22 protein-coding genes are annotated in these 17,527 nt (G+C 60.6%); 15 read left to right on the plus strand and 7 right to left on the minus strand.

All coding sequences use genetic code 11. The annotated features are described in order from the left end of the window. Positions 1-7 precede the first annotated feature (7 nt). Complete coding sequence (locus AO268_RS00710; RefSeq protein ID WP_099167595.1) at positions 8-532, minus strand: KdsC family phosphatase; 525 nt, start codon at positions 530-532, stop codon at positions 8-10. Next, positions 533-1,507 carry a KpsF/GutQ family sugar-phosphate isomerase gene (locus AO268_RS00715; protein ID WP_099167597.1) on the minus strand — a complete coding sequence of 325 codons (975 nt, stop codon included), beginning with the start codon at positions 1,505-1,507 and terminating at the stop codon, positions 533-535. It abuts the gene before it with no gap. Positions 1,508-1,793: 286 nt separating this feature from the next. On the opposite strand from AO268_RS00715, the gene AO268_RS00720 reads away from it, so the two are divergent. The 10 genes from AO268_RS00720 to hisC all read left to right on the plus strand — a co-directional run bounded on the left by AO268_RS00720 (position 1,794) and on the right by hisC (position 9,769). Beyond that, the gene (locus tag AO268_RS00720) at positions 1,794-2,603 is read left to right on the plus strand and encodes an ATP-binding cassette domain-containing protein (protein ID WP_038443322.1); all 810 of its coding nucleotides are present in this window, start codon (positions 1,794-1,796) and stop codon (positions 2,601-2,603) included. Continuing rightward, the gene (gene mlaE, locus AO268_RS00725) at positions 2,603-3,400 is read left to right on the plus strand and encodes a lipid asymmetry maintenance ABC transporter permease subunit MlaE (protein ID WP_076963542.1); all 798 of its coding nucleotides are present in this window, start codon (positions 2,603-2,605) and stop codon (positions 3,398-3,400) included. The genes AO268_RS00720 and mlaE overlap by 1 nt, the downstream gene beginning before the upstream one ends. Then, positions 3,400-3,867 carry an outer membrane lipid asymmetry maintenance protein MlaD gene (mlaD, locus tag AO268_RS00730; protein WP_076963541.1) on the plus strand — a complete coding sequence of 156 codons (468 nt, stop codon included), beginning with the start codon at positions 3,400-3,402 and terminating at the stop codon, positions 3,865-3,867. Before mlaE ends, mlaD begins: the two co-directional genes overlap by 1 nt. 11 nt (positions 3,868-3,878) lie before the next feature. Beyond that, complete coding sequence (locus AO268_RS00735) at positions 3,879-4,532, plus strand: MlaC/ttg2D family ABC transporter substrate-binding protein (protein WP_099167599.1); 654 nt, start codon at positions 3,879-3,881, stop codon at positions 4,530-4,532. After that, on the plus strand, positions 4,529-4,834 hold the full coding sequence (locus tag AO268_RS00740; RefSeq protein WP_076963539.1) for an STAS domain-containing protein: 306 nt from the start codon (positions 4,529-4,531) through the stop codon (positions 4,832-4,834). Before AO268_RS00735 ends, AO268_RS00740 begins: the two co-directional genes overlap by 4 nt. A 114-nt stretch (positions 4,835-4,948) precedes the next feature. Further along, the gene (locus AO268_RS00745) at positions 4,949-5,188 is read left to right on the plus strand and encodes a BolA family protein (RefSeq protein WP_010567702.1); all 240 of its coding nucleotides are present in this window, start codon (positions 4,949-4,951) and stop codon (positions 5,186-5,188) included. A gap of 23 nt (positions 5,189-5,211) precedes the next feature. Further along, a complete protein-coding gene (murA, locus tag AO268_RS00750; RefSeq protein WP_076963538.1) occupies positions 5,212-6,477 on the plus strand; it encodes a UDP-N-acetylglucosamine 1-carboxyvinyltransferase in 1,266 nt (421 codons plus the stop codon). Positions 6,478-6,633: 156 nt separating this feature from the next. Continuing rightward, positions 6,634-7,269 (plus strand): ATP phosphoribosyltransferase, encoded by a 636-nt coding sequence (hisG, locus tag AO268_RS00755; RefSeq protein WP_003188599.1) that lies wholly within the window; start codon positions 6,634-6,636, stop codon positions 7,267-7,269. A 127-nt stretch (positions 7,270-7,396) separates the two neighbouring features. Then, positions 7,397-8,713, plus strand: a complete 1,317-nt coding sequence (hisD, locus tag AO268_RS00760) for a histidinol dehydrogenase (protein WP_099167601.1) — start codon at positions 7,397-7,399, stop codon at positions 8,711-8,713. A gap of 3 nt (positions 8,714-8,716) precedes the next feature. Beyond that, positions 8,717-9,769: a histidinol-phosphate transaminase gene (gene hisC / locus AO268_RS00765; protein WP_099167603.1), complete on the plus strand. Its 1,053-nt coding sequence runs from the start codon at positions 8,717-8,719 to the stop codon at positions 9,767-9,769. Positions 9,770-9,898: 129 nt separating this feature from the next. Here the strand turns inward: hisC and AO268_RS00770 are convergent, their stop codons facing one another. Further along, positions 9,899-11,173 (minus strand): uracil-xanthine permease family protein, encoded by a 1,275-nt coding sequence (locus AO268_RS00770; RefSeq protein WP_099167605.1) that lies wholly within the window; start codon positions 11,171-11,173, stop codon positions 9,899-9,901. A 2-nt stretch (positions 11,174-11,175) separates the two neighbouring features. Continuing rightward, positions 11,176-11,814 (minus strand): uracil phosphoribosyltransferase, encoded by a 639-nt coding sequence (gene upp, locus AO268_RS00775; RefSeq protein ID WP_029291751.1) that lies wholly within the window; start codon positions 11,812-11,814, stop codon positions 11,176-11,178. Between the two features lie 163 nt (positions 11,815-11,977). Between upp and AO268_RS00780 the strand changes: the two genes are divergently transcribed. The 3 genes from AO268_RS00780 (at position 11,978) to AO268_RS00790 (ending at position 13,409) form a co-directional block, all read left to right on the plus strand. After that, a complete protein-coding gene (locus AO268_RS00780; RefSeq protein WP_076963534.1) occupies positions 11,978-12,535 on the plus strand; it encodes a hypoxanthine-guanine phosphoribosyltransferase in 558 nt (185 codons plus the stop codon). Positions 12,536-12,538: 3 nt separating this feature from the next. Continuing rightward, positions 12,539-13,006: a WbuC family cupin fold metalloprotein gene (locus AO268_RS00785; RefSeq protein ID WP_076963533.1), complete on the plus strand. Its 468-nt coding sequence runs from the start codon at positions 12,539-12,541 to the stop codon at positions 13,004-13,006. Positions 13,007-13,121: 115 nt separating this feature from the next. After that, positions 13,122-13,409 carry a PA4642 family protein gene (locus tag AO268_RS00790; protein WP_076963532.1) on the plus strand — a complete coding sequence of 96 codons (288 nt, stop codon included), beginning with the start codon at positions 13,122-13,124 and terminating at the stop codon, positions 13,407-13,409. Between the two features lie 108 nt (positions 13,410-13,517). On the opposite strand, the gene mqo is transcribed toward AO268_RS00790, so the two are convergent. Both mqo and AO268_RS00800 read right to left on the minus strand, forming a co-directional pair. Continuing rightward, complete coding sequence (gene mqo, locus AO268_RS00795; RefSeq protein ID WP_076963531.1) at positions 13,518-15,026, minus strand: malate dehydrogenase (quinone); 1,509 nt, start codon at positions 15,024-15,026, stop codon at positions 13,518-13,520. Positions 15,027-15,758: 732 nt separating this feature from the next. Further along, the gene (locus tag AO268_RS00800; RefSeq protein WP_076963530.1) at positions 15,759-15,995 is read right to left on the minus strand and encodes a hypothetical protein; all 237 of its coding nucleotides are present in this window, start codon (positions 15,993-15,995) and stop codon (positions 15,759-15,761) included. Positions 15,996-16,165: 170 nt separating this feature from the next. On the opposite strand from AO268_RS00800, the gene AO268_RS00805 reads away from it, so the two are divergent. Further along, on the plus strand, positions 16,166-16,753 hold the full coding sequence (locus AO268_RS00805; protein ID WP_029291738.1) for a YajG family lipoprotein: 588 nt from the start codon (positions 16,166-16,168) through the stop codon (positions 16,751-16,753). A gap of 57 nt (positions 16,754-16,810) precedes the next feature. On the opposite strand, the gene AO268_RS00810 is transcribed toward AO268_RS00805, so the two are convergent. Further along, positions 16,811-17,020 (minus strand): hypothetical protein, encoded by a 210-nt coding sequence (locus AO268_RS00810; protein WP_032860067.1) that lies wholly within the window; start codon positions 17,018-17,020, stop codon positions 16,811-16,813. Between the two features lie 183 nt (positions 17,021-17,203). Here AO268_RS00810 and AO268_RS00815 point away from each other — a divergent pair, with 183 nt between their 5' ends. After that, on the plus strand, positions 17,204-17,461 hold the full coding sequence (locus AO268_RS00815) for a hypothetical protein (RefSeq protein ID WP_076963528.1): 258 nt from the start codon (positions 17,204-17,206) through the stop codon (positions 17,459-17,461). Positions 17,462-17,527 lie beyond the last annotated feature (66 nt).

The following is a 17,527-nucleotide window of genomic DNA, read 5'->3' on the forward strand; positions in this document are numbered from 1 at the left end:
GAAGGCTCTATAGGTAGGCGGCGTGGGCCGCTTCAAGGCTGCCCTGGGCACGCAGGATCAACTCGCAGAACTCGCGCGCGGCACCTTCGCCGCCACGGGCCTGGGTAATGCCATGGGCATGTTCGCGCACAAATGACGCGGCATTGGCCACTGCCATGCCCAGGCCGACGCGGCGGATCACCGGCAGGTCGGGCAGGTCATCGCCCAGATAGGCGACCTGCTCATAGCTTAGGTTGAGTTGGCCAAGAAGCTCGTCCAGAACCACCAGTTTATCCTCACGGCCCTGGTAGAGGTAAGGAATCCCCAGGTTTTGTGCGCGACGCTCCACGACCGGAGTCTTTCGACCACTGATAATCGCCGTTTGCACGCCAGAGGCCATCAGCATTTTGATGCCCTGGCCGTCCAGGGTATTGAACGTCTTGAATTCGCTGCCGTCTTCGAGGAAGTACAGGCGGCCATCGGTCAGCACGCCGTCCACGTCGAAAATCGCCAGTTTGATGGCCTTGCCCCGTTGCAACAGGTCGGTGGTCATTTACATCACTCCTGCGCGCAGCAAATCGTGCATGTTCAAGGCGCCAATCGGATGATCGGCCTCATCGACCACCACCAGGGCGCCGATTTTGTGGTCTTCCATGATCTTCAGGGCTTCGGCCGCGAGCATTTCGGCGCGGGCGGTCTTGCCGTGGGGGGTCATGACCTGGTCGATGGTCGCGGTATGGATATCGATGGTGCGGTCCAGGGTGCGACGCAGGTCGCCGTCGGTAAACACCCCGGCCAGGCGCCCGTCGGCTTCAAGGATCACGGTCATGCCCAGGCCTTTGCGGGTCATTTCCATCAGCGCGTCCTTGAGCAGGGTGCCACGCTGTACCTGGGGCAGTTCATCGCCGGTGTGCATCACATTTTCCACTTTCAGCAACAGGCGACGGCCGAGGGCGCCACCGGGGTGGGAAAAGGCGAAGTCTTCGGCGGTAAAACCACGGGCTTCCAGCAAGGCCACGGCCAGGGCGTCGCCCATGACCAGGGCGGCAGTGGTGGAGGAGGTCGGCGCCAGGTTCAGCGGGCAGGCCTCGTGGGCCACATGCACGTTCAGGTTCACTTCGGCGGCCTTGGCCAGCGTCGAGTCCGGGTTGCCGGTCACGCTGATCAGCTTGATGCCCAGGCGCTTGATCAGGGGCAGCAGGGTCACGATTTCGTTGGTGGTGCCGGAGTTGGACAGGGCCAGGATCACGTCGTCGCGGGTAATCATGCCCATGTCGCCATGGCTGGCTTCGGCCGGGTGCACGAAAAACGCGGTGGTGCCGGTACTGGCCAGGGTGGCGGCAATCTTGTTGCCGACATGGCCTGACTTGCCCATGCCGACCACGACAACCCGGCCTTTACTGGCCAGGATCATCTCGCAGGCGCGTACGAAATCTGCGTCGATATGGGCCAGCAAGCCTTCTACGGCTTCAAGTTCGAGGCGGATGGTGCGTTGTGCGGATTGAATAAGGTCGTTGGATTGGCTCATGTCTGAAATCGTATAGCCTGACGAAAAGTCGGCGATTATAGCGGTAATGATCAATTCCCTCACGCAAGTTCGTCAGGGTTTGTTCACCATGAATGTGAGAACCTTCTCAAATGCACTTTAGCTGTCCTGTTTCTGAACAACCGCTGCTCCGGCCTTGGGCGCTTTATCTCAGCAGTGATATAGTTCGCCGCCAGTTCGGTCCGCACAGCTCACATGTGTCTAACTGTCGCAAGCAGTTGTCCCAAACGTGGTGTCTGAGTGAGAAGCTGCATCCCAAGGAGTTTAGATGAGTGCCGATAACGCCTACGCGGTCGAGCTGAAGGGCCTTTCCTTCAAGCGCGGTACGCGCAGCATCTTCAATAATGTCGATATTCGCATTCCCCGCGGCAAGGTGACGGGCATCATGGGGCCGTCCGGTTGCGGCAAGACGACCCTGCTGCGCCTGATGGGCATGCAGTTGCGTCCCACCGCCGGGGAAGTCTGGGTCAATGGCCAGAACCTGCCGACCCTGTCGCGCAGCGACCTGTTCGATGCGCGCAAGCACATGGGGGTGCTGTTCCAGAGCGGTGCCCTGTTCACCGATCTCGATGTTTTTGAAAACGTCGCGTTCCCGCTGCGGGTACACACCCAGCTGTCCGAAGAGATGATTCGTGACATTGTATTGTTGAAGCTGCAGGCCGTCGGCCTTCGCGGTGCCATCGATCTGATGCCAGATGAGCTCTCCGGCGGTATGAAGCGGCGTGTGGCCCTGGCACGGGCGATTGCCCTCGACCCGCAGATCCTGATGTATGACGAACCGTTCGTCGGCCAGGACCCTATCGCCATGGGCGTCCTGGTGCGCCTGATCCGCCTGCTCAACGATGCGCTGGGCATCACCAGTATCGTGGTTTCCCACGACCTGGCCGAAACCGCGAGCATTGCCGACTACCTGTATGTGGTCGGCGATGGCCAGGTATTGGGGCAGGGTACGCCTGAAGAACTGATGAACGCCGATAACCCGCGGATTCGCCAGTTCATGACCGGCGATCCTGATGGCCCGGTGCCTTTTCATTTTCCGGCAGCGGACTACCGCGCAGATCTTCTGGGGAAGCGCTGATGCGCAAGACATCTTTAATCGAGAAGGTTCGCCTTTTCGGTCGTTCCGGCATCGACATCGTCGAAGTGCTCGGGCGTTCGACGATTTTCCTGTTTCACGCCTTGCTGGGCCGCGGCGCTATCGGCGGCGGTTTTGGCTTGCTGCTCAAGCAGTTGCACTCGGTGGGCGTGATGTCCCTGGTGATCATCGTGGTCTCCGGGGTGTTCATCGGCATGGTGCTGGCGTTGCAGGGCTTCAATATCCTGTCCAGCTACGGTTCCGAGCAGGCGGTGGGGCAGATGGTTGCGCTGACGCTGCTGCGTGAACTGGGGCCGGTGGTCACGGCCTTGCTGTTTGCCGGCCGCGCGGGCTCCGCGTTGACCGCCGAGATCGGCAACATGAAGGCCACCGAGCAGTTGTCCAGCCTGGAAATGATCGGCGTGGACCCGCTCAAGTACATTGTTGCCCCACGCCTGTGGGCCGGCTTCATCTCACTGCCACTGCTGGCGATGATTTTCAGCGTGGTCGGGATCTGGGGCGGGTCGTGGGTGGCGGTGGACTGGCTGGGGGTCTATGACGGCTCCTACTGGGCCAACATGCAAAACAGCGTGACGTTCAGCGGTGACGTGCTCAATGGCATTATCAAGAGCATCGTCTTTGCCTTCGTCGTGACCTGGATCGCCGTATTCCAAGGCTATGACTGTGAGCCCACTTCAGAGGGGATCAGTCGTGCCACCACCAAGACCGTTGTGTACGCCTCGCTGGCGGTACTGGGCCTTGACTTCATTTTGACCGCCTTGATGTTTGGAGATTTCTGATGCAAAACCGCACTGTGGAGATCGGTGTCGGCCTTTTCTTGCTGGCTGGCATCCTGGCTTTACTGTTGCTCGCCCTGCGAGTCAGCGGCTTGTCGGCCAGCTCGAGCGCCGATACCTATAAACTTTACGCCTACTTCGACAATATCGCCGGTTTGACGGTCAGATCCAAAGTGACCATGGCCGGTGTGACCATCGGCAAGGTCACGGCAATCGATCTGGACCGCGACAGCTTCACCGGCCGAGTGACCCTGCAACTGGACAAGAAGGTAGATAACCTGCCGACTGACTCCACGGCGTCTATCCTCACGGCGGGTCTGCTGGGCGAGAAGTACATCGGTATCAGCGTGGGCGGGGAAGAAGCCTTGCTCAAGGATGGTTCGACCATTCATGACACACAGTCGTCGTTGGTATTGGAGGACCTGATCGGTAAATTCCTGCTTAATACGGTTAGTAAAGACGCCAAATGAGGAGTTTGTTCATGATCTCTACCTTGCGACGTGGCCTGTTGGTGCTGTTGGCAGCCTTGCCATTGATGGCTAACGCCGTGGCGGCGCCCTCGGCGCACGACATAATTGAGAGAACCACCAAAGAGTTGCTGGCTGACCTTGCCGCAAACAAGGAACAGTACAAGCAGAGCCCAAGCGCGTTCTACGATGCCCTCAACGGTATCGTGGGCCCTGTGGTCGACGCTGATGGCATCTCCCGCAGCATCATGACGGTCAAGTACTCGCGCAAGGCCACGCCTGCGCAAATGCAGCGTTTCCAGGACAACTTCAAGCGCAGCCTGATGCAGTTCTACGGCAATGCCCTGCTGGAGTACAACAACCAGGGGATCGTCGTGTCCCCGGCCAAGGATGAGTCCGGCACCCGTACCAGCGTGGATATGCAGGTCAAGGGCAACAATGGCGCGATCTATCCGGTTTCCTACACCCTTGAGAAAATCAACGGTGAATGGAAAGTGCGCAACGTGATCATCAACGGCATCAACATCGGTAAGCTGTTCCGTGACCAGTTCGCCGATGCCATGCAGCGCAATGGCAACGACCTGGACAAGACCATCGATGGGTGGGCCGGTGAAGTGGCCAAGGCCAAGGAAGTGACCGAAGAAGCTGCAGAGAAGCAGGCGCCATGACCGAGTCGGCTGTTCGTCAAGGCCAGGCCGGCGAGCTGCTCTTAAGTGGCGTGCTCGACTACAGCACCGGGCCGGCCCTGCGCAAGCAGGGCCAGGCGCTGATCAATGCCAGCACCGCGCAGGCATTGGTCCTCGATTGCTCGGCGGTGGTGAAGTCCAGCAGTGTTGGCCTGTCATTGCTCCTGTGTTTCCTGCGTGACGCCGCAGCGGTCAAGAAACCTGTCAGTATTCGCGCATTACCCGAGGATATGCGTGAAATCGCCCAGGTTTGTGGTTTGACTGAGCTGTTGACGCATCCTTAATACACCTTATTGAAGAAGCCCCCCGTCAGAGTCCTGCTATGCGGGGTTCGCAGGCGCGGGGCTTTTTTGTATGATGTGCGACCCGTGCGCACTGGGCGCCGATAGAGGTTGAGCATGCAGGCCCTAGAAGTTAAAAGCTTCCTTGAAGGAAAGCTGCCGAATACTGAGGTTGCAGTTGAAGGCGAAGGCTGCAATTTCCAGCTGAACGTGATTAGCGATGAACTGGCGGCATTGAGCCCGGTCAAGCGTCAGCAGCAGATCTATGCCCATTTGAACCCGTGGATCACCGATGGCAGCATCCATGCGGTCACTATGAAATTTTTCAGCCGCGCGGCCTGGGCCGAGCGTACCTGAGCCCCCAAGGCGTCGAGATTCTTATGGATAAATTGATTATTACCGGCGGTGCCCGTCTTGATGGCGAAATCCGTATCTCCGGGGCTAAAAACTCGGCCTTGCCGATCCTGGCGGCCACCTTGCTGTGCGATGGCCCGGTTACTGTAGCCAACCTGCCGCACCTGCACGACATTACCACCATGATCGAGCTGTTCGGTCGCATGGGCATTGAGCCGGTGATCGACGAGAAACTCTCGGTCGAAATCGACCCGCGCACCATCAAGACCCTGATCGCACCGTACGAGCTGGTGAAAACCATGCGGGCCTCGATCCTGGTGCTGGGCCCGATGGTCGCCCGTTTCGGCGAGGCCGAAGTGGCACTGCCTGGCGGTTGCGCCATCGGTTCGCGTCCGGTGGACCTGCACATCCGTGGCCTTGAAGCCATGGGCGCAACCATCGATGTCGAAGGTGGCTACATCAAGGCCAAGGCACCGGAAGGCGGCCTGCGTGGCGCGAACTTCTTCTTTGATACCGTCAGTGTGACCGGTACCGAGAACATCATGATGGCCGCGGCCCTGGCCAATGGCCGCAGCGTCCTGCAAAACGCCGCGCGCGAGCCGGAAGTGGTCGACCTGGCCAACTTCCTGATCGCCATGGGTGCCAAGATCACAGGCGCCGGCACCGACACCATCACCATCGACGGTGTGAAGCGCCTGCACTCGGCGACCTACAAAGTGATGCCGGACCGTATCGAGACCGGCACCTACCTGGTTGCCGCTGCCGTCACCGGTGGTCGCGTCAAGGTCAAGGACACCGATCCGACCATCCTTGAAGCGGTCCTGGAAAAACTGCGCGAAGCGGGTGCCGAAATCACCACCGGCGAAGACTGGATCGAGCTGAACATGCACGGCAAGCGGCCAAAAGCCGTCAACGTGCGTACTGCTCCGTACCCGGCGTTCCCGACCGACATGCAGGCGCAATTCATCTCCCTGAACGCGATTGCCGAAGGCACCGGCGCGGTGATCGAGACCATCTTTGAAAACCGCTTCATGCACGTGTATGAACTGCACCGCATGGGCGCCAAGATCCAGGTCGAAGGCAACACGGCCATCGTTACCGGCACCGAAACCCTCAAGGGCGCGCCAGTGATGGCGACCGACCTGCGGGCCTCGGCCAGCCTGGTGATTTCGGCACTGATCGCCGAAGGCGACACGCTGATCGATCGCATCTACCACATAGACCGTGGCTACGAGTGCATCGAAGAAAAACTGCAGATGCTCGGCGCAAAAATCCGCCGCGTACCGGGTTAGTCCCCACTGCTCGGGCGCAGGGAAGCGCCCGCCCGAGGTGTGCATAGGCATGCCTCGGCTGAATTGGTTTCAAATCGAGGCTGTAATGGCCTCGATCTGTGTCTGGCGCCATTTGCGACCGGACCGCAATAGCCTGATGAAGGATTGACGTTTCCCATGTTGACCATCGCACTGTCCAAGGGCCGCATCCTTGACGATACTTTGCCGCTTCTGGCTGAAGCGGGCATCGTGCCGACCGAGAATCCGGACAAGAGCCGCAAGCTGATCATCCCCACGACCCAGGACGACGTTCGCCTGTTGATCGTGCGGGCTACCGACGTGCCGACCTACGTTGAACATGGCGCCGCCGACCTGGGTGTCGCCGGTAAAGACGTGCTGATGGAATACGGCGGCCAGGGCCTGTACGAGCCGCTGGACCTGCGTATCGCGCTGTGCAAGCTGATGACCGCCGGCCGTGTCGGTGATGTCGAGCCAAAAGGCCGCCTGCGGGTGGCCACCAAGTTCGTCAACGTTGCCAAGCGTTACTACGCCGAACAAGGCCGTCAGGTCGATATCATCAAGCTCTACGGCTCGATGGAGCTGGCGCCGCTGATCGGCCTGGCCGACAAGATCATTGACGTGGTCGACACCGGCAACACCCTGCGCGCCAACGGCCTGGAACCCCAGGACTTTATTGCCGACATCAGCTCGCGCCTGATCGTCAACAAAGCTTCGATGAAGATGCAGCACGCCCGTATCCAGGCGTTGATCGACACCCTGCGCAAGGCAGTGGAGTCTCGACACCGCGGTTGACCCATCTGCGCGGCCCTAGGTCGCGCCCGTCTATCCGCCTCATAGCCAGAATTCTCAGGTGCCCAAGCGGAAACGACTGCTAGTTTAGGGCGCCTGAGTTTTTGCCAATACTATTGAGGCCCTCGCTATGACTACGTCCACTGCAATTGCCCGACTCAACGCTGCCGACCCGGATTTCGCCCATCATCTGGATCATCTGCTGAGCTGGGAAAGCGTGTCCGACGACTCGGTCAACCAGCGGGTGCTCGACATCATCAAGGCCGTGCGCGAGCGCGGCGACGCGGCGCTGGTGGACTTTACCCGCCAGTTCGACGGCCTGGACGTCAAGTCCATGTCCGACCTGATCCTGCCTCGCGAACGCCTGGAACTGGCCCTGACGCGCATCACCGCGCCGCAGCGCGAAGCCCTGGAAGTCGCGGCCGCGCGGGTGCGCAGCTATCACGAAAAACAGAAACAGGACTCCTGGAGCTACACCGAAGCCGACGGTACGGTGCTCGGCCAGAAAGTCACGCCCCTGGACCGCGCCGGCCTGTATGTGCCGGGCGGCAAGGCCTCGTACCCGTCGTCGGTGCTGATGAATGCCATTCCCGCCAAAGTGGCAGGTGTGACCGAAGTGGTCATGGTGGTCCCGACCCCGCGCGGTGAAATCAACGAACTGGTGCTGGCCGCTGCCTGCATTGCGGGCGTTGACCGCGTGTTCACCATCGGTGGCGCCCAGGCCGTCGCGGCGTTGGCCTATGGCACCGAAAGCGTACCGAAGGTGGACAAGGTGGTCGGTCCCGGCAACATCTACGTCGCCACCGCCAAGCGCCATGTGTTTGGCCAGGTCGGTATCGACATGATCGCCGGCCCTTCGGAAATCCTCGTGGTCTGCGACGGCCAGACCGATCCCGACTGGATCGCCATGGACCTGTTCTCCCAGGCCGAGCACGATGAAGATGCCCAGGCGATCCTGGTCAGCCCCGACGCCGCGTTTCTTGACAAGGTGGCGGCCAGCATCAACAAGTTGTTGCCGACCATGGATCGCGCCGAGATTATCGCAAAGTCGATCAATGGCCGTGGTGCGCTGATCCTGGTGCGGGACATGGAACAGGCCATCGAAGTGGCCAACCGCATCGCCCCCGAGCACCTGGAACTGTCCGTGGCCGACCCACAGGCCTGGCTGCCATCGATTCGCCACGCCGGTGCGATCTTCATGGGCCGCCACACCAGCGAAGCCCTGGGCGACTACTGCGCCGGCCCCAACCACGTGTTGCCTACCTCCGGCACCGCGCGCTTCTCGTCGCCGCTGGGGGTGTACGACTTCCAGAAGCGCTCGTCGATCATTTTCTGCTCGCCGCAAGGTGCTTCCGAGCTGGGCAAGACCGCCTCGGTGCTGGCCCGTGGTGAATCGTTGAGCGCGCACGCCCGCAGCGCCGAATACCGCATCGTCAAGGGAGAGTAAGACATGAGCAAATTCTGGAGCCCTTTCGTCAAGGACCTCGTGCCTTACGTGCCCGGCGAGCAGCCGAAGCTGACCAGGCTGGTCAAGCTCAACACCAATGAAAACCCCTACGGCCCGTCGCCCAAGGCCCTGGCGGCGATGCAGGCCGAGTTGAACGACAACCTGCGCTTGTACCCCGACCCCAACAGCGACCTGCTCAAGCAGGCCGTGGCCAGGTATTACGGGGTGGAGGGGAGTCAGGTCTTCCTCGGTAACGGTTCTGACGAAGTCCTGGCACATATCTTCCACGGCCTGTTCCAGCACGACCTGCCGCTGCTGTTCCCGGATATCAGCTACAGCTTTTACCCGGTGTACTGTGGCCTGTATGGCATCACTTCGGCCCCGGTGCCGCTGGACGAGCAGTTCCAGATTCGCGTGGCGGATTACGCCAGGCCCAATGGCGGGATCATCTTCCCCAACCCGAACGCGCCGACCGGCTGCGTGCTGGCGCTGGACGCGGTGGAGCAGCTGCTCAAGGCCAGCCCGGATTCGGTGGTGGTGGTCGATGAAGCCTATATCGACTTCGGCGGCGCAACCGCCATCAGCCTGGTGGACCGCTACTCCAACCTGCTGGTGACCCAGACCCTCTCCAAATCGCGCTCACTGGCCGGTTTGCGGGTAGGCCTGGCGGTGGGCCACCCGGACCTGATCGAGGCGCTGGAGCGGGTCAAGAACAGCTTCAACTCGTATCCGCTGGATCGCCTGGCAATTGTTGGCGCGGCGGCGGCCTTCGACGACCGAGAATACTTCGAGAAGACCTGCCAGTTGGTGATCGACAGCCGCGAGAAGGTTGTGGTGCAGTTGCGAGGGAAGGGTTTTGAGGTGTTGCCGTCAGCGGCCAACTTCATCTTTGCTCGCCACCCACGGCACGACGCGGCGGGCCTGGCGGCCAAGCTGCGGGAGCAAGGGGTGATTGTGCGGCACTTCAAGCAGGAGCGGATTGCCCAGTTCCTGCGGATCAGCATCGGTACGCCAGAGCAGAACCAGGCGTTGATCGATGGCTTGGGCGATCTTTAAGGCTTAAATCCATAGTGGCTGGATTGGCCTCATCGCGGGCAAGCCCGGCTCCCACAGAGGAATGCATTCCCATGTGGGAGCCGGGCTTGCCCGCGATGGGGCCATCAGCAGCACCGACAATCCGTAGCCTTAGAGCAACGGCTCGTCCGGCTTCTTGTGCTTCCAGCCATCATTGCCCGGCAGCAGCAGGTTCAAGCCAATCGCTACCACCGCGCACAGGGCGATGCCCTTGAGGCCGAAATCGTCGGGACCGGTGCCGGTACCGATCAGCACACCGCCAATCCCGAACACCAGGGTCACCGACACAATCACCAGATTGCGCGCCTCCCCCAGGTCGATCTTGTGACGGATCAGGGTATTCATCCCCACTGCGGCAATCGAGCCGAACAGCAGGCATAGAATCCCGCCCATCACCGGCACCGGAATGCTCTGCAACAGCGCACCGAACTTACCGACAAAGGCCAGGGTGATGGCAAATACCGCCGCCCAGGTCATGATCTTCGGGTTGTAGTTCTTGGTCAGCATCACCGCGCCGGTCACTTCGGCGTAAGTGGTGTTGGGCGGGCCACCGAACAGGCCCGCCGTGGTGGTGGCAATCCCGTCGCCCAGCAGCGTGCGATGCAGGCCGGGTTTTTTCAGGTAGTCGCGACCGGTCACGCTGCCGACCGCAATCACACCGCCGATGTGTTCAATCGCTGGCGCCAGGGCCACCGGCACGATGAACAGAATCGCCTGCCAGTTAAATTCCGGCGCGGTGAAGTGGGGCAGGGCGAACCACGGGGCGGCGGCGATCTTCGCGGTATCGACCACGCCAAAGTAGAACGACATGCCAAACCCCACCAGCACCCCGGCAATGATCGGCACCAGGCGGAAAATGCCCTTGCCGAACACCGCCACGATCAGCGTGGTCAGCAGCGCCGGCATCGAGATCAGCATTGCCGTCTGGTAATGGATCAGCTCGGCACCGTCGCCCGACTTGCCCATGGCCATGTTCGCGGCAATCGGCGCCATGGCCAGGCCGATGGAGATGATCACCGGCCCGATCACCACGGGCGGCAGCAGCCGGTCGATAAAACCGGTGCCCTTGATCTTCACGGCCAGGCCGAGGAAGGTGTAGACGAAACCTGCCGCCATCACCCCGCCCATGGTCGCCGCGAGGCCGAACTGGCCCTTGGCGAGAATGATCGGGGTGATAAAGGCAAAGCTCGACGCCAGGAACACCGGCACTTGGCGCCCGGTGACCATCTGGAACAACAACGTGCCCAGGCCCGCAGTAAACAGTGCAACGTTTGGATCAAGACCTGTGATCAGTGGCATCAACACCAGCGCGCCAAATGCTACGAAGAGCATTTGTGCGCCAGACAGGATCTGGCGCCAAAGCGGGTCGTTGAATTCATCCTGCATGCTCACGCGTCCTTCTGCTTGGTGCCGAAGATCTTGTCGCCAGCATCGCCCAGGCCCGGAATGATGTAACCGTGCTCGTTCAGGCGTTCATCGATGGACGCGGTGTAGATCACTACATCCGGGTGGGCTTTTTCTACGGCGGCGATACCTTCGGGAGCCGCGACCAGCACCATGGCGCGGATGTCCTTGCAGCCGGCTTTTTTCAGCAGGTCGATGGTCGCGACCATGGAGCTGCCGGTGGCCAGCATCGGGTCGATGATCATCGCCAGGCGCTCGTCGATTTCCGGGACGAGTTTTTCCAGGTAGGTGTGGGCCTGCAGGGTTTCTTCGTTGCGGGCCACGCCCACAGCGCTGACCTTGGCACCCGGGATCAGGCTCAGCACGCCTTCAAGCATGCCGATACCGGCGCGCAGGATCGGCACCACGGTAATTTTCTTGCCGGCGATTTTCTCGACCTGGACGGGACCGCACCAACCGGGGATCTCGTAGTTTTCCAGGGGTAAATCCTTGGTGGCTTCGTAGGTGAGCAACGCTCCGACTTCCTGAGCAAGCTCACGGAAGTTCTTCGTGCTAATGTCGGCGCGGCGCATAAGGCCGAGCTTGTGTCGGATCAGCGGGTGGCGGATCTCACGGATGGGCATGGGGAAAGGCTCCGGCGGCGGGCAAAAAAACCGGCCTAGATTAATCTATCCGAGGGTGTTGTCCTATAGACAACCAGTACGTTAGTCCATAAAGGCTTGAACGTTGCGTCCCAGAGGCGTACCTTCGCCCGCTTTTCTTGCCACAGTACCCCTGGAGAGCGCCATGTCCGCTGATCTCGAGCATATCCGTCAAATCATGCACGAGGCTGACTGCCTGTACACCGAAGCGCAAGTCGAAGAGGCTATCGCCAAGGTCGGCGCGCACATCACCCGTGAAATGGCCGAGACCAACCCGGTGGTGTTCTGTGTGATGAACGGCGGTCTGATTTTCGCCGGCAAATTGCTGACTCATCTGCAATTCCCGCTGGAAGCGTCCTACCTGCACGCCACGCGCTACCGTAATGAAACCAGCGGCGGCGACCTGTTCTGGAAAGCCAAGCCGGAAGTGTCGTTTATCGACCGTGACGTGCTGATCATCGACGACATCCTCGACGAAGGTCACACCCTGGGCGCGATTATCGACTTCTGCAAACACGCCGGCGCGCGCAAAGTGCACACCGCCGTGCTGATCGACAAAGACCACGACCGCAAGGCCCGCCCAGACCTGAAGGCTGATTATGTTGGCCTGCCGTGCATCGACCGCTACATTTTCGGTTACGGCATGGACTACAAGGGCTACTGGCGCAATGCCAACGGCATCTTTGCTGTGAAGGGGATGTAAGTCGTGGCGCGTTTTCTTGATCAGTCGCTGTTTGCCGAATTGGCCGAGAAAGCCGCCATCAACCCCCGTGGCCGGCAGAACGTCAACTTCCACCAGATGGAGGAGCCGTGCCATCGCATGGCTGTCGGTTTGCAGCCACACACCTATGTGCAGCCCCATCGTCATCTCACCGCCGACAAGGCCGAGACCCTGCTGGTACTCAAGGGGCGCCTGGGGATTCTGATCTTCAGCGAGTCAGGCGAGGTCCTGGAGCGGCGTGTCTTGCAGGCGGGTGGAGATTGCCTGGGGGTTGACCTGTCGCCCGGCGTTTTCCACGGCCTGGTGGTGCTTGAGCCCGACACGGTGATGTTCGAGTGCAAGGCCGGCCCCTATCGCCCGGTGGGCGAGGGTGAGCTGGCGAGTTGGGCACCCCGGGAAGGCGAGGCTGGTATGGTTGAGTATCACCGCTGGATGCTGGCCCAGTTCGACTGACCCACCGCCATCGCGGGCAAGCCCGCTCCCACATTAGAGCTTCGTGGCTTCCGAACCTTGTGTCCCGCAGGTAGACTTCCACTCCCGTGTAAATGTCTGCAGGCTGGAGTCGGCAATGCGTAAAGATAAGAAACAAGTGATTGGTGACGAGATCGGCGACGATCAGATCAAGCTGTTCCTGGATTTTGAACCGGTCGACGCCACTTCACCTTCCCTGCACAAGCTGATCAAAGCCTATCGCGGCCTGCGCATCGACGATTTCGAGCGGTTCCTGGGCTTTTTCAAGGAAGCGGGACTGGACCTCGACGGCAAGGATGAGCATGGCCAGACCTTCGTGGACCTGATCAAGGACCAGCGCAACGCGGACGAGTACATCGAGCTGATCAACATCGCTCGCGGCTGAAAAAAAACGCCCCGCTCTCAGCACGAGAGCAGGGCGATCGTTCCCACGCTTGCGATCGTTCCCACGCTCTGCGTGGGAATGCATCCGGTGACGCTATGCGTCACGACCTCAAGCGTAGCTTTCGGCCTCGCTACCTTGCTCCACCAGCTCCAGGCTGATGTTGTTCTGCATGCTGATCTTGCGATACAGCTCGGCATCGGTCTCCAGGACTTTTTCCCGGGCCGGGAAGATTTCCTGCAGCTTGGCCGCCCACTCGCCGGCCGCCTGGGTCGGGAAGCAGCGTTCGATCAGATCCAGCATGATCGAAACCGTCACCGAAGCCCCTGGGGACGCACCCAGCAGCGCGGCCAGCGAACCGTCCTTGGCCGCCACCAGCTCGGTACCGAATTGCAGCACGCCGCCTTTCTTCGGGTCCTTCTTGATGATCTGCACCCGTTGGCCGGCCACTTCCAGGCGCCAGTCCTCGGCTTTCGCCTCAGGGTAGAAGCGACGCAGTGATTCCAGGCGTTGCTCCATGGACTGCATCACTTCGCTGACCAGGTACTTGGTCAGGTCCATGTTGTCGCGGGCCACGGCCAGCATCGGGCCGATGTTGCCGAGGCGAATCGACATGGGCAGGTCAAGGAACGAACCGAACTTGAGGAACTTGGTGGTGAAGCCTGCGTATGGCCCGAACAGCAGGGATTTCTTGCCATCCACCACGCGGGTGTCCAGGTGCGGCACCGACATCGGCGGCGAACCCACGGCGGCCTGGCTGTAGACCTTGGCCTGGTGCTGCTTGACCACTTGCGGGTTGTCGCAACGCAGCCACTGGCCGCTGACCGGGAAGCCACCAAAGCCTTTGCTTTCTTCGATCCCCGAGGCTTGCAGCAGCGGCAGGGCCGCGCCACCGGCGCCGAGGAACACGAACTTGGCGTCGACATGGCGCGTATTGCCGCTGTTGACGTCCTTGATGCTCACGGTCCAGCCGGCGCCATTGCGCTTGAGGCCGGTCACGCGCTTGCTGTACTTGACCTGGGCATCGGCCGAGCTGCTCAGGTGCGCCAGCAATTGGTTGGTCAGGGCGCCGAAATTGACGTCGGTCCCGTTCATTACGCGGGTCGCGGCGATTTTTTCGTCGGCCGGGCGGCCCGGCATCATCAGCGGCATCCACTCGGCCATTTCGGCACGGTCTTCGGTGTAGTGCATGTCCGAGAACGCGTGGTGCTGGCTGAGGGTTTCAAAGCGCTTCTTGAGGAAGGACACGCCTTTTTCGCCCTGCACGAAGCTCAGGTGCGGCACGGGGCTGATAAAGGACTTGGACGAGCCAAAGGTGCCTTTTTGGGTCAGGTACGCCCAGAACTGTTTCGACACCTCGAACTGGGTGTTGATGTGCACGGCTTTTTTGATGTCGATGGAGCCATCAGCCGCCTGCGGGGTGTAGTTCAGCTCGCACAGCCCGGCGTGACCGGTACCGGCGTTGTTCCACGGGTTGGAACTCTCCGCGGCACCCGAATCCATCAGCTCAACGACTTCCAGCTTGAGGCCGGGGTCGAGCTCCTTGAGCAGCACGGCAAGGGTGGCACTCATGATGCCCGCACCTACCAGTACTACGTCGACTGCTTCGTTATGCGCCATTTAACGCGTCTCCAAAATCTGCAGCACCAAATTGACGGCATGGCTGCCAGGAGTGACGGGGCGGTTCACGTGATGCCCCAGGTTACCCATGGCCAGGATCGCCATGTCCGATTCTTCGCAATTTTTTTGCAACTTCAGCGGACGCTGCCGACCAGGCCTTATCTGCATATGAACGCATTTCAGGGCCCCTGTGGCAATTCGACTTATGGTCAAGTGCGTCCGATCGTGCAACCAAATCCGTAGCGGACAGGCTTCAAACTCCGGTTCTTGAGGAGTACTCGGTCCTGTGTGGTTGGGCAGTGCCAGACGCTGATGGTGCTTGTACAAACGCAAAACTATTCATTTGCTCGCCACACTCTTGTGAAGTTGTGAAAACCCGTTTTTTCACGCTCTTTTGAAGACGTGAACCTCAAAAAAGGGCTGCCCCAGCCTGGCACCTGGCCCGTAATCACTGCCGACACGCGGCATAACGGGCAAACAACTCAAGTGGCCGAGCGCAATGGCAGCTCTGGCAGATTCGGTAAAGGCGCAGGTTTGCAGACAAAACAGCCAGCTCGCCAGCTTCACACGATCTGTGTGGGCGGCTCTCTGTGGGCGGTGCGGGGGAGCTAATACCAGGGCATTAGCGATGCTGCGAGGCCCGATCAGGAGACGTCCTTATAATCGGGGGGAGATTGTAGCGAAGAACTGCCGGGAAATGGACGTGTTTTATGACTTTTATTAGCGCTTCGGTCAGGCGGTCAACGGCAGGCGGTGTGATGACCGTGCGCGGCGCGGGTTGACACGGGCGCGGGCGGGCAACGGATGGTGCATCCAGCTCAGGCGGATCTCCTGGACTTCGACCCAGCCCTCACCCACGGGCGGCTGGCAGCATTGCTTGAAGGCCTGGCAGCGACCTTGCGAGTCGAGCAGGGCAAAGTTGCGATGGGCGGGCGTGCGCGCGAAAAAGCGCCAGAGAAGATTGAGCATGGCGGGCCTCCTGAGAATGACGCCAAGCATATCTGTCAAGAATGACATCTGGGTGACACTGGGCCGCTGCACGCAGGCCAGGACCCGAGGTTGTAACTGGCGCTAGTTCCAGGCGGTGACGCACCGCTATACTGCCGGGCTGTCGGTACCTGATTTCTGGAGAGAAAAGCATGTTGCAACGCCTGTTGTTCGGTTTGATCACTGTGACCAGCTTGACCCTGGTTGGCTGCGCCCACAGCCCGCAGCAACTCAGCCCGCAACCCAAGCTCACCACCCAGTTGGCGCCTGTGGGCCATGGCCAGCCGGTCTCGGTGCGTGTGGTTGATGGCCGTCCATCGCCGACCCTGGGCACCCGCGGTGGCCTGTACCCGGAAACCAGTGCCATCACGGTGACCGGTGCCGACGTGCTGCCCAAGCTGCAAGCCCAGGCCGAAGCGGCGGTGCGCCTGCTGGGCTTCACCCCAACCAGCAACTCGCCAGGCGCACCGCAACTGACGGTGACCCTGGCCGAGTTGAAGTACCAGTCGCCCAAGGAAGGCCTGTACGTGACCGAAGCCACCATCGGCGCGACTTTCCGCTCTGATGTGTCGGCCGGCAACCGCCGCTACAGCGGCCGTTACGGGGCGTCCCTGGACCAGCGTTTCGGCATGGCGCCCAACCAGGAAACCAACACCAAGCTGGTCAGCGATGTGTTGAGTGATGCCCTGACGCGTCTGTTCAAGGATCCCAGCATCGGCCAGATCCTCAGCTCGCAATAATCAGTTGTAAAAAAGCCGGGCCCCGTCACGGGCCCGGCTTTTTTGTGTCTGCTGCGGTCATGCCGCCGTTTCGACATAAAAGTCCAGCACACTCACCCCCGTCAACAGATCCAGCTCCGGCAGGTCGGCATGTTGATGCCCGCCGAGGGCGCAATACACCAGCCAGTGCCGGTCCTGGACATTAAACGCCAGGCCGCCGACCAGCGCCTCTTGCTCATCGGTAGGGGCGATCAGGTACAGCCGATCCTGGTTCTGCGCGTGCAACATGACAAGCTCCCGGGTGTGCGAAGGGCAACAGAGTGGCTTGTTAAGGTGACGTTCAGGTGACGCTGTAAATTACTCGATACATTAGTCGTCAATGGGGGAGGGAGTTTTGATGCGCAGGAGGGCGCAGTCCGTTCAGGTTTGTATCTGGATGGATACCTGGTCACTGTTGTACCGAGGTTTTTGATGTCGCTGCCGGCATTACTGCTAAACACCACGGCATTGCTGATTGCCTGCCCTGGCGCCGGGCTGCTGTTTGTGACCCGCCTGCGGGAGCAGCGGGCGATGGCCCGACTCGCCGCGCAAAGTGAAGAGCGGGCGATTGATCAGCCGATGCTGTTTCTGGATGTGCGTACCGAGCGCAGTCATCGCCTCGGCTACCGCATCGGGTTTGCCTGTCTCGGGCTGGCGTTGCTGATTACCTGGCTCAGCACCCAATTGTAAAAATACCCCAAAACCAATGTGGGAGCGGGCTTGCTCGCGATAGCGGTGGGTCAGTCAAGTAGTTAT

This window comes from Pseudomonas sp. ICMP 8385, from assembly GCF_002699915.1.
Taxonomy (GTDB): domain Bacteria; phylum Pseudomonadota; class Gammaproteobacteria; order Pseudomonadales; family Pseudomonadaceae; genus Aquipseudomonas; species Aquipseudomonas gessardii.

What these genes read in the sequence shown, in the direction of transcription:
- AO268_RS00710 (WP_099167595.1), bottom strand. Translation starts at nt 532, where the DNA reads ATGACCACCGACCTGTTGCAACGGGGCAAGGCCATCAAACTGGCGATT.
- AO268_RS00715 (WP_099167597.1), bottom strand. Translation starts at nt 1,507, where the DNA reads ATGAGCCAATCCAACGACCTTATTCAATCCGCACAACGCACCATCCGC.
- AO268_RS00720 (WP_038443322.1), top strand. Translation starts at nt 1,794, where the DNA reads ATGAGTGCCGATAACGCCTACGCGGTCGAGCTGAAGGGCCTTTCCTTC.
- mlaE (WP_076963542.1), top strand. Translation starts at nt 2,603, where the DNA reads ATGCGCAAGACATCTTTAATCGAGAAGGTTCGCCTTTTCGGTCGTTCC.
- mlaD (WP_076963541.1), top strand. Translation starts at nt 3,400, where the DNA reads ATGCAAAACCGCACTGTGGAGATCGGTGTCGGCCTTTTCTTGCTGGCT.
- AO268_RS00735 (WP_099167599.1), top strand. Translation starts at nt 3,879, where the DNA reads ATGATCTCTACCTTGCGACGTGGCCTGTTGGTGCTGTTGGCAGCCTTG.
- AO268_RS00740 (WP_076963539.1), top strand. Translation starts at nt 4,529, where the DNA reads ATGACCGAGTCGGCTGTTCGTCAAGGCCAGGCCGGCGAGCTGCTCTTA.
- AO268_RS00745 (WP_010567702.1), top strand. Translation starts at nt 4,949, where the DNA reads ATGCAGGCCCTAGAAGTTAAAAGCTTCCTTGAAGGAAAGCTGCCGAAT.
- murA (WP_076963538.1), top strand. Translation starts at nt 5,212, where the DNA reads ATGGATAAATTGATTATTACCGGCGGTGCCCGTCTTGATGGCGAAATC.
- hisG (WP_003188599.1), top strand. Translation starts at nt 6,634, where the DNA reads ATGTTGACCATCGCACTGTCCAAGGGCCGCATCCTTGACGATACTTTG.
- hisD (WP_099167601.1), top strand. Translation starts at nt 7,397, where the DNA reads ATGACTACGTCCACTGCAATTGCCCGACTCAACGCTGCCGACCCGGAT.
- hisC (WP_099167603.1), top strand. Translation starts at nt 8,717, where the DNA reads ATGAGCAAATTCTGGAGCCCTTTCGTCAAGGACCTCGTGCCTTACGTG.
- AO268_RS00770 (WP_099167605.1), bottom strand. Translation starts at nt 11,173, where the DNA reads ATGCAGGATGAATTCAACGACCCGCTTTGGCGCCAGATCCTGTCTGGC.
- upp (WP_029291751.1), bottom strand. Translation starts at nt 11,814, where the DNA reads ATGCCCATCCGTGAGATCCGCCACCCGCTGATCCGACACAAGCTCGGC.
- AO268_RS00780 (WP_076963534.1), top strand. Translation starts at nt 11,978, where the DNA reads ATGTCCGCTGATCTCGAGCATATCCGTCAAATCATGCACGAGGCTGAC.
- AO268_RS00790 (WP_076963532.1), top strand. Translation starts at nt 13,122, where the DNA reads ATGCGTAAAGATAAGAAACAAGTGATTGGTGACGAGATCGGCGACGAT.
- mqo (WP_076963531.1), bottom strand. Translation starts at nt 15,026, where the DNA reads ATGGCGCATAACGAAGCAGTCGACGTAGTACTGGTAGGTGCGGGCATC.
- AO268_RS00800 (WP_076963530.1), bottom strand. Translation starts at nt 15,995, where the DNA reads ATGCTCAATCTTCTCTGGCGCTTTTTCGCGCGCACGCCCGCCCATCGC.
- AO268_RS00805 (WP_029291738.1), top strand. Translation starts at nt 16,166, where the DNA reads ATGTTGCAACGCCTGTTGTTCGGTTTGATCACTGTGACCAGCTTGACC.
- AO268_RS00810 (WP_032860067.1), bottom strand. Translation starts at nt 17,020, where the DNA reads ATGTTGCACGCGCAGAACCAGGATCGGCTGTACCTGATCGCCCCTACC.
- AO268_RS00815 (WP_076963528.1), top strand. Translation starts at nt 17,204, where the DNA reads ATGTCGCTGCCGGCATTACTGCTAAACACCACGGCATTGCTGATTGCC.